Source organism: Gimesia algae (assembly GCF_007746795.1).
Lineage (GTDB): Bacteria > Planctomycetota > Planctomycetia > Planctomycetales > Planctomycetaceae > Gimesia > Gimesia algae.
On record NZ_CP036343.1, the window covers coordinates 6,295,466 to 6,309,361 of the forward strand.

A 13,896-nucleotide genomic window follows, 5' to 3' on the forward strand; every position below is an offset into this window, starting at 1 on the left:
ACGCCTGTAATGGCTGCCCTGTTTTTGTGATACCGCCTGCCGCGTGTGTCAATGCTGTCAGGAGCTGAAATCGGTTCAGGGACAAGACTTCAGATCAAACCGTGTTTATCCTTGCTGTCTGCGCGGGGGTTAGCCACAATCGAAGAAGAACAATTCCTACCCAGATTATCCAGCCGGAGAAAACCCATGCACAAACTGGCCTCTGCCTGCCTGCTATTGGCTGCACTGCTTCTGTCCCCCTCCCTCCTGTCCGCCGCCGATCCCCCGCTTGATTATGAAGGCGTCACCGAAAAACATGTGATGATTCCCATGCGGGATGGCGTCAAACTGTCAGCTTACCTGTATATTCCCGATGGGAAAGGTCCCTGGCCGGTGTTGATGGAACAGCGGTACGCCAGCCTGCGGAGTAAAGGGGGACGACTCTCTTTCGCGGAAATGGCCTCTCATGGTTATGTCGTGTGTGGCGTCAACTTCCGTGGCTCGCAGTTATCGGAAGGAACCTGGGTCGGTTATCGCGATCTGCAGTGGGGCGAGAAACGGGACGGCTACGATGTCGTCGAATGGCTGGCTAAACAGCCCTGGTCGACCGGCAAGATCGGGACCTTCGGCAGTTCGCAGGCCGGTTATGCTCAGAACTATCTGGCGGTCACCCAGCCGCCACACCTGGTCTGTCAGTTCATGATCGATACCGGCCTCAGTCTGTATGATGAAGGTTATTTCATCGGCGGTGCTGCCAAGCCGAATCGGTTTAAAGGGATGGACGCTGTCAGCCGCGTGCCTGCCCACAACCGGGCTTTGATGAAAGAATGGTTCTCGCATCCGGATTACGATGATTACTGGAGAGCGGAAGACGCTTCACTGCATTTTGACAAGATGAATGTCCCCTGCTTTACCGTCGGCAGCTGGTATGACTTTATGTGTGTCGGTTCGGTGCAGAGTTTTATCGGTCGCGAGCATAAGGGAGGCCCGAATTCGCGAGGTCAGCAGAAGCTATATGTCGGTCCCTGGCTGCATGGTCGCTTCAATAAGGTCAACAAAGTCGGCGAAATGGTTTATCCGGAGAATGCCAACTTCGACATGATGACCGAGATGATCCGCTGGTTTGATCATTACCTCAAAGGGGTCGACAACGGTATCGAGAAAGATCCCAACGTCCGTTATTACGCGATGGGAGCAGTCGGAGAGCCGGGTGCGCCGGGCAACGTATGGCGGGCCGTGGATGACTGGCCGATTAAGACCGTCGAAACACCTTACTATCTCCAGCCTGAAGGTAAGCTGGCAACAACCAAACCAACCGATGGTGACGCGTTCACCCAGATCATTGCCGATCCTCTGAACCCGGACAAGATTGAAGCCCGCGGCTTCCCCGGTGCCCGCGATGCCCGCAAGGTCGAAGAACAGGAGAACGTACTCACCTTCACCACCGATCCCCTGACCGAACCGGTCGAGTGGACCGGCAATGTGAAAGCGGAACTGCTGGTCTCTTCTTCGGCGAAAGATACGGATTTCATCGTTCGCGTGACGGACGTGTATCCGGACGGGCGTTCGATTTTGATCATTGATATGATCCGCCGAGCCCGCTATCGGGATGGCTATGAACAGCAGGTCTTCATGGAGCCGGGAGAAGTTTACAAAGTCCCGTTCAATATCGGCTGGTTGAGCCAGGTATTCAACAAAGGGCATCGTATTCGTGTGACAGTCGCTTCGACGGGGGCGCCCTTCTACGAGCCCAACCCGAATACAGGCGAACCGATCACAATTGAATTTCCTGAAAAAGTGGTTGTGGCAAAAAACAAAATTCACCACAGCCCGCAAAACGCGTCCCGCATTCTGGTACCCGTCAAAAAGTAATCGTGACGGGCGTTTTTGATACGAACCAAACCTGCATCAGTTACCCATAAAAACGAGGATCAACATGAATCAGAATAAAACCGACCGACGACAGTTTCTGGCGGGTACCGTAGGTGCCGCCGTGGCGCTGGGAGTAACTCAGAGCGTGCAGTCCGCTGACTCGAAAGCGACACAGCAGTTTTACGAGCTGCGCATCTATCGCATTCCCTCAGCCGACAAGCAGGTGATTGTCAGCAATTATCTGGAGCAGGCGTTGTTGCCGGCATTAAAACGGGCGGGCATCAACCAGGTTGGTGTCTTCAAACAGATCGACACCAAAGATGATCACTCCCTGTACGTATTGATTCCTTTTAATTCGCTGGATCAGTTCTCAACGCTGAATGATGTTCTGGAAACCGACGAAAAATACCACCAGGCTGCCGCCGAGTACTTCTCTTACCCCAAAGACTCTCCCGCGTTCACGCGGATTGAGAGCCGACTGATGAAAGCCTTTAAAGGCATGCCTCAATTAAAAACGCCGGAAGGAAAAGGCCCGAATCTGTTTGAACTGCGGACTTACGAGAGCCACAACGAGAAGCTGGCGAAACTGAAAGTCGACATGTTCAACTCCGGTGAGATTGGCATTATGGAAGATGTGAAGTTGGCGCCTGTCTTCTTTGGTGAGATGCTGATTGGCGACGATGTACCAAATCTGACGTACATGCTGTCTGCCCCCAATCGCGCTGCGCATGAGAAACACTGGGAGGGATTTCGTTCTCACCCGGAATGGGACCGCATGAAAATGATGGACAAATACAAAGGAACTGTATCCAAAATCACCAACTGGTACCTGGAACCTTTGCCTTTTTCGGCGATTCAGTAGTTCACAACACATCTGGATTGGCTAATATCTTCTATTAGATACCAACTGGCATTCACTGATTCCTATGCCCTTTTTTCGAAGTTCAGTGAGATTCGCAATCGCAGGCGACTTGGTCTCACGCCAGGAAGTATATTTTTGTAAGTAACTACAAAATAACAAGATATGAACAGCCTTCTGTTTTCTGTCCTCTTCTACGATGTTAAACAGTGGGGGCAGGGAGGGTTGGAATCTGTTCCGAAACCTGAAATATGCTGAATGGAGGTTAGATTCTGATCTGGATACCGTCTATTCTAGTGCATGTGAGTTAGCAGAGTGTTGTTAAGGCTGGCAAAGATGAATTTCGCAGCTGACACTCTCCAATGAACTTAGATTATCCCTCTTCTAACGTATTGGAATTTGCATGCCTGATAAGCAGGCCAATCGGTGGTCGGCAGAGATTGAGGCGGTCTATTTGCGTGATGGTCGAGAAATTTGGGCATTATTATATGCTCAATGCTCAGACTCAGATCGTGCATATGACGCGCTCCAGGAAGCATTCGTACGTTTACAATCACAAGAAATAGAGTCAATTCGAAATATCCGGGCCTGGGTTTTGACTGTTGCTCAAAACTGGCTGCGCGACTATGCCCGTCGGCAGAATCATGCAGCAAGGCCTGCAGACTATTTAGACAGTATTGTAGGTAAACCTTCAGATCCATCGGAGGGTCTGGAGAAAGAAGAGAGGAACAGCCGAGTCCGGCTAGCACTTCAACAACTTCGAGCCGAGGACCGTGAGGTTCTCGTACTTCGTTATGCACTAGGATGGTCATCAAAACGAATGTCGATAGCGCTCAATACTTCAACGTCAGCGATTGATATGAGGCTTTCTCGATCGAGAAAGCGGCTGTGTGAAGAGTTGGAAAAAGTGGGGATAGATCATGAAACCGTATGACACTTCAGGAATGCTCGAGGATGAGGATGAGCTGGAGAGTGTTCTGCGCGAATATTTTCAGCAGGAGATGCCTCCAGAGCTTCAGGAACTTTCCGAAGCCTCGGATGAAGAGTTTGAGAAACGATTCCGGCAGATTCAGACTGTGGGAAACGAAACCGCTGATCCGTTCGCGTCCAGACGACATCGGGCCTTTAAACTGGGCCTGTTGACTTCGGCACTCTGTGCCTGCCTGGCTGTGGGAATTGGATTGATTCAGTTTCAACCAGAAGAAAATCCTGTAGTCGTCGATCGTATCATACCGGCTCAATCTGAAATAGATCACACTCCACCAGCAAATACAAATACAGATACTGACGATTCGGATGAACTGGATTCCAACACACTGGTTGTCGTCGATCATGGCAACAGCCCGATGGAAATGACCCCCAGGGTCGATAATAATGTTCATGAATCAATTGATATCACACTTTATAATACGGAAATGGGACCTGTCGAACAGCGAACAGAACTCTCATGGACGAACATTACGGTTGAGAATCCAAAGACGGGTTCCAACGTTAAAATGTCAATGCCGGAATTAACCATTGATTTTGTCCCCATTAACAAAGCCGGTCTGTCTCTGATCGGAGACGAGAGTGGCGGGAACGGTCAGTAATCAACTGATACTGCGAAATTAATGTTACCACCAGCGGATAAGTAGGAAATATTATTACGGGCCACTTGAAGGATCGATCCTGAACGGAAACGTTTGCGTTATCAGGTGAGGGAGCGGTCTTTCTCGAATCAATTCAAGGCAGTACAATGAAACAGTGTCGACGGTTCATAACGGGCGGTCTCATTTTTTCTCTGCTGGCCGGTCAAGCAGCTTTCGCAGATGACCAGCCGGTATCGGCGAAAAAACCAGGCCAGGCAAATGTCAAACAAGATAAATCAGCGCCAGCAAAACAGGCAATGCCCGCTGCTTCCAAAGAGGCCTCTGACCCCAGTCGCGCGAAAGCCCGGTTCCAAGTCACCAGCAGTCCTACGGGAGAAGCCCACCTGCGAAATTTCGTAGGCATCGTCACCGAACCTGTTGAAGCCGCCCTGGCTGCTCAACTGAACGATATGATGAAAGAAGGTCAGGGAGTCAGCGTCAAGCTGGTCCTGCCCGATTCTCCCGCCAGAAAGTCAGGCCTCAGAATGTATGATGTGCTGACGACATTTAACGGTCAGGCAATCACCTCTTCTGACACGCTCCGCAAATACGTACTGGATTCCCCCAAAGGAAGTAAAGTGGAACTGGGTGTGATCCGCGCTTCCAAACAACAGACGATCGAAGTGACTCTCACTCAGAAGTTGTATCGAAATTATAAATTCACCGTGAAACCAGTGGGGCACACCCCACCTCCGAAGAAACCAAAGGATAAAGAAGACACAGCGCCCCCAACTGATTCCGAGCAGGAAGGCCCCATCGCAGCCCGCTCTGGTGAAAAAAACACGAAGGGCCGCGAGTTACGACTCGGGTTCAACCATGCTCCGGTGACAACAACGCAGAACCTCTGTCTTTTATTCGTGGGCAGTATCAAAGATGGTTACTCTGTCAAGATCAGCTATCAGGACGAAACCGACACGCTCCAGACACATCAGCTCAAAGGAAGTATCGATGAGATCACAGAACAGACTATCGACATGCCCAGCCACGTTCAGATGATGATCAACGAGCGATTGCAGGAACTAAAAATGGCCTTGCAGGGGAAAGCCAGTTTTCGCCTGCAGGTCAAACCATACATGCAGGGAAAGAATCGCTTCACGCGTGTCTTTCTCAGTCGAACCACAAAAGAAAGATCGGTTCGGATGGTCGAACTCGACCATCACCTGGGAAATCGTCCGTCGCTAAACGTGAACCAGATTCTCGGTAACCAGGTTTTCACCTCAGAATTGAAACAACTGACGCCAGCCATTCAGGAACAGATTCGAGCCGCTTTGCATCGGGTTCGCATCCCAACCATCCAGATCCATGCGGATAACCCGATTTAATCGCTCTGACATTTAGACTGTGTCCAGTTTTACTGTAGCGTCTCCAGGGCCATTTGGGCCATTTGGACCGAGTATCATAGATTGTGAGACGCTATGGTTAAATGTGGTGCGCTCTAGACATAAAAAAACAGCTGTTTCCGATACAGGAACAGCTGTTTTTTTATTTGAATCAATGCGAACACGCGGGCATCTTACAGGAAGCCGCGGCGTCGCTGACTGCTATAGCGTTGCAAAGAGTCTTCAATGATGGGGAACGCGGCGGAAGCTGACTGGAATTCTTCTACTTCTACCGTTTTTCCTTCCAGCATTTTGTAATCCTGGAAGAAGCGTCTCAGCATCGCCAGACGGTGTGGCGGGAGTTCGGAAGCTTCTGTGAACGGGTTATATTCCGGATCATTGACTGCAACAGCCAGAATCTTATGGTCTGGCTTACCGCTGTCGATCATGGTCATCACGCCGATGGCCCGGGCATCCAGAATCGTCAAGGGATCAACGGGTTCCTGACAGAGTACCAGTACGTCCAGCGGATCATCATCTTCAGCCAGCGTCTGGGGAATAAACCCATAGTTGGCGGGATAATGGACCGCGGAATAAAGCATGCGGTCCAGCCTGAGCAGGCCCGTAGTTTTATCCAACTCATACTTCACTTTGGAAAAGGTCGGAATTTCAATCACGGCGGTGAAATCGCGAGGCAGGTTCTGCCCCGGAGTCACATCATGCCAACAGTGGGTCACTGTTTCTCTCCTGAATTGATTCGATAGATTACAAATAGATCAGCCGATTGTGCGCGTCATCAACTGGAACGTATCTCATTTCACCAGTGCGTCTCGTTGTAGCATACTCAGCCCAGATAGCCCCGGAGACGCAGCAGCCAATCTGGACACAGGTTAATTTACTTTAAACAGTTCAACCCGGAAGTGTAATGTCGCCCCGCCAGGAATCACCGGTGGCATACCCTGGGCACCGTATCCCAGTTCGGAAGGAATAATCAGTTCGACTTCGCCCCCTTCACCGATCAACTGCAGACCTTCAGTCCATCCCCGAATCACCCCATTCAACGGAAACGAAATTGTCTGACCGCGACTGTAAGAACTGTCGAATTCAGTACCGTCTTCCAGAGTGCCGCGGTAATGTACGGTCACATGATCTGTCGCTCCCGGTTTAATATCGCTACCTTCGCGAACAATTCGGTATTTCAAGCCACTTGCTGTAGACAAATAACCTGGCGTTGATTCATCACTCACGTAAACTTCCATTTCTTCTGATCTGGATCTTCTGTGTGCCCGGGAATCGGAACTGACCGAGACCGAACCTGAATCCTCTTGTGGTTGAAAGTAGCCTTTACAACCAGTAAAAGTCAGACAGATAAAGCCACATAAAACTAAAAACTGAGATTTTTTCATAGACTCATTACCTTATCTACCGGCAATCAATTATACTGCGGCCGTGACATCAGTAATGGTCGTAAGCGATACCATAACCAATAGGCCTTTGAGTTGCACCACCAGGGTGTCTGCCTTTTTCCGACTATCAGAAAAAGAGTACACGCCCCTGCAGTCACGATCTGCGATGTTCACGCTCCACAATGAGAGCGAACAAATCAACACTTTCTTATGTAACAAAGTTCTTCTTAAATGATTCAGCATATTCACATCCGTACTGCAAAACATGAGGATATCAGCAAACTTGCTGAATTTATTGTTCCCTTTGTGGAGCAGGAAAAGATTCTACCTCGGACATCGGAAGAACTGGATGTATTAGTGGAAACCGGGTTTGTCGCGGTGGAACAGGTGGAAGCAAACGAGGAAATTGTCGGCTTCGCTTCACTGGAGATCTATTCCAGAAAACTGGCCGAGATCCGCAGCCTGGTAGTCGCCGATCACCGGCAGGGAATTGGGGTTGGTAAAAAACTGGTTTCAGCCTGTGTTGAACGGGCTCGTCAAAGAAATATTCTCGAAGTGATGGTGGTGACTTCCTCAGATGTCTTTTTTCAAAACTGTGGTTTTGATTTCACCTTACCTGGGGAAAAAAAGGCGCTCTTTCTTCAACCGCATCTCACTGACTGAACAGTTTCAATACAGTCAATAATGAAACGTAGTCTGCTGTAATCTGGTATCGACGTATCCACCGAAAAACAGAACGATTATTTTTCTACAATCGAGGCCGTTGTAATAAAATCCAAGCGAGGAAATTCTCGCTTCAGATAGTGATTGCCTTCGTACTGAATTCTTGCCTGTGTTGGTCCACGGCCTGCCGGAGATCCTTCACCATATCCGGAGTAGAGCGCCTCAACTATTTTCATATCGGCCTCTGACACAAATCCGAAAGGCGCAAATCCATACCCGTCGAGCCTGCGATTGTCATTATAGTTAATAAAGATTTGAGTCGTTCTTGAATCAGGAGCACCCGTCTTGGCAAACGAGACGTACCCCTTGAGATTGGGCTTTACCACCGGGTCGTCCTGAATCGTCCGGTCCCGCCACTTCTTCTGGACTTCCGGGTCACCGTTAATACCAAACTGCGCCATAAACCCATCGATGACTCGAAAAAAAGCACAGTCATTGTAAAACCCGGCTTGAACCAGTTTATAAAACTGATCTGCTCCGTTCGGACACCAGCTGCGAGTTACATCAATATGGAATGTACCTCGAGTGGTCTGCATTTTGACACGATAGGTTTCAGGCGCCTGAGCCTGAAGTGAAGTTTGATTTCCCATCCAGACAGACGAGCTCAGAGCCGCTGCTACAATCAGTAAGGTCTTTCTTGATATCACGCTTTTCATTCCTTTAAAAGACGCTCAATGAAAATTTATATCGGCGAAAGTTTAGTTGAAATCAGCTTTTTATCACAAGATCGATTCAGCAGCTCTGCCTGTTCTGAAACGCAAATCTACTGACTCGTTAAAAATAAAAAAAGCCGCCGCGAATCAGGGGGGGAGAATTCGCGACGGCCAGAGCCCGGGGCTGCTGACGATCAGCCCCTCTGCAGATCCCGCGATCTGCAACTTTATGGAGTCGCCCACGATTGTGGACAACTCCGTTTTCCTTAGTATCCGAGGAGTGCTTCCTCTTCTTCTTCCTGGATGATGATACGGGGAGTGACCATCATCATCAGACTTTCTGTTTCACGCCCCACCCCGGTATTCTTGAATAGACGGCTGACATAGGGCAGTTTATTCAGAATCGGAACACCGGCCATGCTGCGACCTTCACGGAGTCGTTTAACACCGCCCAGGAGCACAGTACCACCGTCGGGCACACTGACTGTGGTTGTCACAGTCACCTGTTCGACCACAGGCTGCTGAATCGTCGTGGTTCCCAGACCACCACCCTGCTGGCCTTGCTGACCCTGCTGGCCCTGTTGACCTTGCTGGCCACCCTGGCCACCCTGGCCTGTGCCGCCGGCACCACCAATACCACCCACACCCGTTCCTACTCCGTTTCCGAAGTTTCCACCACCCTGCTGACCCAGCTGGCCACCCTGCTGGCCTTGCTGACCCTGTTGACCCTGCTGGCCGCCGGTTGTCCCCCCCTGGAAGGAGAAGGTAAAGACATCGGTGACGTTGGTGAAGTTAGGATTAACTGAGAGTCGTACATAGCGTCGGTCTGCAGAGATCACAGCCGAGACTGTTAAGGAGACCCCTTCAGGAATGTTTGCGATGATTGGCGTGAACCCGACAGCAAAGTTACCTACCGTTGGTACCAGACTGATCACGAAAGGCCGCGATACGTTACTGGTCACAAAGGCAACCTGACCGTTGAAGAGTGTCACTTTCGGAGCAAACATCAGGTTTGATCGTTCATCTGCCTGAGCAGCGTTGATGAAGAAGAAAGCTTCGATGTCACTCAGAATAGCCAGACCCACGTTCACACCGGCATTTGCATTGAAGCTACCGAATTCAGGTACACCGATTTCAAATGATCCCTGGCGGAACTGTACATCCAGGTCGGGAGTGAAGGACTCCGGTGAGGCCATCCCGACGACAGTACCTGATTTGGGCCAGTTATCAAAATTGAGCAGAGTCCTTGTGGGTGGATCACTGAATGGTGCAACCCCTTGTCCACCCGTCTGACCACTCGATGTGGTCGTCTGCCCCTGCTGTCCCTGTTGTCCCCCCTGTTGTCCCCCCTGCTGACCACCACCAGTCTGGCTGGTATTCAGCAGGTTGACCTGACCGAAGGCAGGAACCGGGTTACCGTTATTATCGACAGTAGGACTACCTACGGTATCCGCTACGTTAAAGTCAAAGTCGACCCCAATTCGTTCGAAGAACCGGTCAGATACGGTGACGAAGCGAACTTCGATTGTTACCTGCAGGTCCTGCAATCTTCGCAGCTGTTCCAGCAGGTTGGCAATTTCATCATGGACTTTCTGGGTCTGGCGAATGACCAGACTCAATGTTGTTTCAAAAGGACGAACACTGCCTGCTCCACCAATCTCTTCCCAGGAATCGGGTTCGACGGTCGAGACAATCAGTTCAGTCAGAGAATCAAAGTCGATATTGGATCCCCCACCGGCAACCTGAGCTGTCGCTCCGTTGTTGTTCCAGGGATTGGAGCCAGGTACACCACCCATTATCGGGTCAGCAACCTGGAAGTTACCAGGAGCAGCCTGATTGCCACCAATGCCGGAACCATAGCTGATCGCTCCCATCTGACTGTAGGGATTGGCGGCCATGCTGCCACTTGCGGCAAAGTTCGGAATGGGTACAACCAGATCAGCCACCGGGTAAGTCTGAGTTTTCAGAGTCCCCTGCTGACGGATGCGGCTGGTGATCTTTAATACTTCGTTATCAATTGTGTATGACAGATTCAGAGGTTCGAGCAACAGATTCAAGGCACTTCGCAACTTGATTCCATTGACGTTGATCGTCACAGGAGCACTGGGAGTAACCCCTTCTTCTTCAAGTCCCAGACCGTCCAGGAAGATGTTGATCCCGGTGAGAGTCCCAATCTTGCTCATAACATTTGTCAAAGGCTCATCTTCAAACTGAAGGTTCACTGGTCGATCCAGGCTCTCTTCAATCTGCAGTTCGCGTTCTGTTTTCTGGTTATGATTTTTGACATGATATTTATCACGTCGTTTGCTCAGTTCAGCCCACTCTTTGGCATCGTGACCAAACTTGATATCTGATGTGTAGGCATCTGCCAGAGATTCTTCTACATCGTTCAACTGATTCCAGGTATTCTGTTCCTTACGATCACGCATCGCATTGTTGGATGCATCCCGTCTCAGGAATTTAGCCTTCCATTCCATGGTGACTGCCACAGGGTTTTGTGGGTCAAGGTCTTTGGCCTGTTTGGCAATCACTTCTGCTTCCGCATAGCGACGCTGATCGACCAGTTCATTAAATTTCTCTACCAGGTCGGCCAGTTCCTGTTCGACCCGGATTTTATTTTTGATGCGAGCATCGATATACTCTTCGACTTCCTGGTTCTTCTTTTTCAGCTCTTCCAGAGGAGCAACCTGCTTACGGAAGGAGTCAATTGACTCGCGTGTTCGCTGCAGAGAACCGATCAGAGTGGCGGTCGATTTTTTATCCAGACTGGAACTTTCGACTTTCGACATGGTCTGATCGATAATGTTCAATGCGTCGGTAGGAGCTGATTCACGCATCCTTTCTGCTTTAAAGATGGCATTCAGCACATCAGATCGCAGGCGGCTGAACTCAATCGCCTGTTTCTGCTGAACCAGATCAATATTACTGGGTTCCTGCGAACCGGCAGCCGCATCGTCTGCAGTACTCTGGTTCTTCACGAGGCGGATCTTGTCTGCCCGGGAAGGAGCCAGTTCCCGTACGGCATCCTGCAGCTGTTGTGCACGATGATTGTCCAGTTTTTCACCCGACTGATAAGCAGCCAGGAATGACTGGTAGGCAGCCTCCCGATTACCTTCGGACAGGCGTTGCATACCAAGATTATACAGTTCCAGAGCAGACGCACCGGGATGAATCACGGCAATCTCGCTGGCTTCATTTTTCTGCATCCGGGCGACCCGCTGAGGCTGTGCTGCCATGCGGGATTCCAGATCTCGTAGAATTGACTGAGGGCTGTCTTCACCAGGTTTGAATTCCACGCCGACATTCAAAGCTTCCAGGGCATTCACCCGGGCAGTATCAAGACGACCAGCTTTCAGATCGGTTCGTGCCTGTGCAACCAGTTTCTGAGAGAACTGTTTTTTACGTTCATTTTCAGCGGCATACCGCTGTTCCTGTGAGAGTCCGCCTGGTTGTCCGGCCATATTGCGAATGTCTGCCAGAACCTGTTCAGGACGATCTTCAAACAGACTGTAGGCAGTATCAACCTGCTGGGCTGCTTCCGCTTTCTGTCGTGCATCTTCGATTCGCCCTTGAGCTAAATCGTTCCGGGCAGCGGCAACCAGCTTACGAGCATATTCAGGATTATTCTTTTCACTGGCAGTATTACCAGGATTAAATTTGCTTGCCGAGCTGGTTCCCACACGCTTGATGAAAGCTGAAGGAGATTCGTTGTTAGCAGCAAATTCAATATTCAGTGTTTCAGCCAGTTTCTGAGCAGAGGAAGCCAGCATCAGTGCTTCGTCTTTATTACCCTGCTGCAGGGCAACCTGTGCCTGTTCCATCAGACGGTTAATCCGTGGTCGAATGGCATCCTGGTTCTGCTGCAAACCCTTGATACCGGAAATCGTAGCGGCTTCGTCAGAGATCCGATCGATGGCTGCCAGAACCAGTTCAGGACGGTCGTCAAACAGATCATAGGAAACTTTCATTCCCTGAACCTGTTGAACCTTCTGGCGAGCTCCTGCGAAGTCTCGTTTCTTAATATCCAGTCGCGCCTGTCGCAGTAATTCGGTAGCCTGTTCTTTAGAAGCTCCTTCAGCTCCAGTCATCCGGTCAGCATCGGCGTTTCCAGTGGAAGCCAGAGTTTCTGCACCAAACTGGGCACGTTTAATTTCGTCGAGTACCAGTTCCGGACGATCGTCAAACAATCGATAAGCGACATCCAGTTGGCTGGCCTGTTGAGCCAGAGCCCGTGCGGAATCGAGTCGACCCGTCTGCAGCTCTGCGCGAGCCTGCTTCAGCAGTCGTGCTGACTCGTCTTTATCAGACGAACCAGGGGAAGACTGTGCGATCTGTTGAGTTGATTTCCGATTGCCAGCGAAAATTTTGGCACCGGTTTTACGTTCGATTTCAGACAGAATATGTTGAGGGCGGTCTTCAAACAGTTGGTAGGCAACATCATAATTCTGAGCCTGCAATGCGAGAGTACGGGCATCATCATAGTTGCCAGATTTTAGTGATTGTCGAGCCTGCTTAAGGAGTACGGAAGCCTGCTCTTTTTCAGTCAGTTTTCTGTCCTGGTTACCATCAAAAGGATTTGCAGCGGAAGGTGAGAAGGGATTACTTCCCGCTGGTTCTTCGACAGCGGCGACCTGCATCACTTGTGAGTTCTGACTGTTAAATCCACCAGCCTGCTGAACAGGAGCATTTTTCTGTACGCGTTGTTCTGCGCGAGCAATGGATGCGAGGACCTGTTCGGGACGTTCTTCGAAAGGACCATACTCCAGTCGCATGGCTGCGACCTGGCTTGCCTTCTGACGGGCTTTGGCCAGTTCATTCAGCTTAATATCTTCACGAGCGGAATGAAGTAACTGTCGTGCCAGTTGCTTCTGTTCTTCCGGAGACTTTCCGGCATGACTCGAAAAGTTCGCAGGGTATTCGGTGTCGGATGCAGGAGACTGTGCTCGGACAATCTGTTTTTCCCGGGGAGCAGCCGCTCTTGTCCGAGCCCTGCCCAGGTACTCGTTCATTTTGCGGAACTCGGCGGAGGACAGTCGTCCCGGAGAGACAGAGGCTTTTTCAAGCACCTCTACCGCTTCGGCGAATTGTCCTCGTTCGTAATATTGAGTCCCCAGACTCAGATAGTAACGAGCTGAGCGTAGTTGACGCCCAGATACAGACTGACCGTTATTCTCGACATCAGCAGCGACCTTCCTGGTCGTGTTGCCGAGATTGGCCAGCCACATTGACGCTGCGATCAGCGTCGTACAGGCCAGTACTCCAAATGCCTTGCCCAATGTAGGTCCCTCCTTCAAGCCAGAACACCAACTGTGATTATGTTTATTTTGAGGAGTCATCATGACTTCCAACTCGCTATCTATCTATGGGTAGGATTTTAGTCCGAATTCTGGATTTAGTGCCATACGAGTTTTGCAGGACTAACCAGGATTCCAGAAAAACGAAACGCTATTGAATGTT

Annotated in this window: 10 protein-coding genes; 6 read left to right on the plus strand and 4 right to left on the minus strand. The window is 50.4% G+C overall.

What is annotated here, in order from left to right; all coding sequences use genetic code 11:
• The first annotated feature begins 186 nt into the window (after window positions 1-186).
• From Pan161_RS23490 to Pan161_RS23510, 5 genes are all read left to right on the plus strand, one after another.
• Window positions 187-1,851: a CocE/NonD family hydrolase gene (locus Pan161_RS23490; protein WP_145231182.1), complete on the plus strand. Its 1,665-nt coding sequence runs from the start codon at window positions 187-189 to the stop codon at window positions 1,849-1,851.
• 64 nt (window positions 1,852-1,915) lie between these two features.
• Entirely contained in the window at window positions 1,916-2,713 is a 798-nt protein-coding gene (locus tag Pan161_RS23495; protein ID WP_145231183.1) for an NIPSNAP family protein, read from the plus strand.
• Between the two features lie 400 nt (window positions 2,714-3,113).
• Window positions 3,114-3,644: an RNA polymerase sigma factor gene (locus tag Pan161_RS23500; RefSeq protein WP_145231184.1), complete on the plus strand. Its 531-nt coding sequence runs from the start codon at window positions 3,114-3,116 to the stop codon at window positions 3,642-3,644.
• Window positions 3,631-4,299, plus strand: a complete 669-nt coding sequence (locus Pan161_RS23505) for a hypothetical protein (protein ID WP_145231185.1) — start codon at window positions 3,631-3,633, stop codon at window positions 4,297-4,299. Before Pan161_RS23500 ends, Pan161_RS23505 begins: the two co-directional genes overlap by 14 nt.
• Window positions 4,300-4,445: 146 nt before the next feature.
• Window positions 4,446-5,660, plus strand: coding sequence for a S1C family serine protease (locus tag Pan161_RS23510; RefSeq protein WP_145231186.1), 1,215 nt, complete (start codon window positions 4,446-4,448; stop codon window positions 5,658-5,660).
• A 191-nt stretch (window positions 5,661-5,851) separates the two neighbouring features.
• Here Pan161_RS23510 and Pan161_RS23515 read toward each other — a convergent pair whose 3' ends face one another.
• Both Pan161_RS23515 and Pan161_RS23520 read right to left on the minus strand, forming a co-directional pair.
• Window positions 5,852-6,394, minus strand: a complete 543-nt coding sequence (locus Pan161_RS23515) for an inorganic diphosphatase (protein ID WP_002647797.1) — start codon at window positions 6,392-6,394, stop codon at window positions 5,852-5,854.
• Between the two features lie 153 nt (window positions 6,395-6,547).
• Complete coding sequence (locus Pan161_RS23520) at window positions 6,548-6,904, minus strand: FKBP-type peptidyl-prolyl cis-trans isomerase (protein ID WP_232103441.1); 357 nt, start codon at window positions 6,902-6,904, stop codon at window positions 6,548-6,550.
• A 390-nt stretch (window positions 6,905-7,294) separates the two neighbouring features.
• Here Pan161_RS23520 and Pan161_RS23525 point away from each other — a divergent pair, with 390 nt between their 5' ends.
• Complete coding sequence (locus Pan161_RS23525) at window positions 7,295-7,726, plus strand: GNAT family N-acetyltransferase (protein ID WP_145231188.1); 432 nt, start codon at window positions 7,295-7,297, stop codon at window positions 7,724-7,726.
• 77 nt (window positions 7,727-7,803) lie between these two features.
• On the opposite strand, the gene Pan161_RS23530 is transcribed toward Pan161_RS23525, so the two are convergent.
• The gene (locus Pan161_RS23530) at window positions 7,804-8,433 is read right to left on the minus strand and encodes a peptidylprolyl isomerase (protein ID WP_232103444.1); all 630 of its coding nucleotides are present in this window, start codon (window positions 8,431-8,433) and stop codon (window positions 7,804-7,806) included.
• Between the two features lie 272 nt (window positions 8,434-8,705).
• Entirely contained in the window at window positions 8,706-13,715 is a 5,010-nt protein-coding gene (locus Pan161_RS30725; RefSeq protein ID WP_197995488.1) for a hypothetical protein, read from the minus strand.
• Window positions 13,716-13,896: the final 181 nt, after the last annotated feature.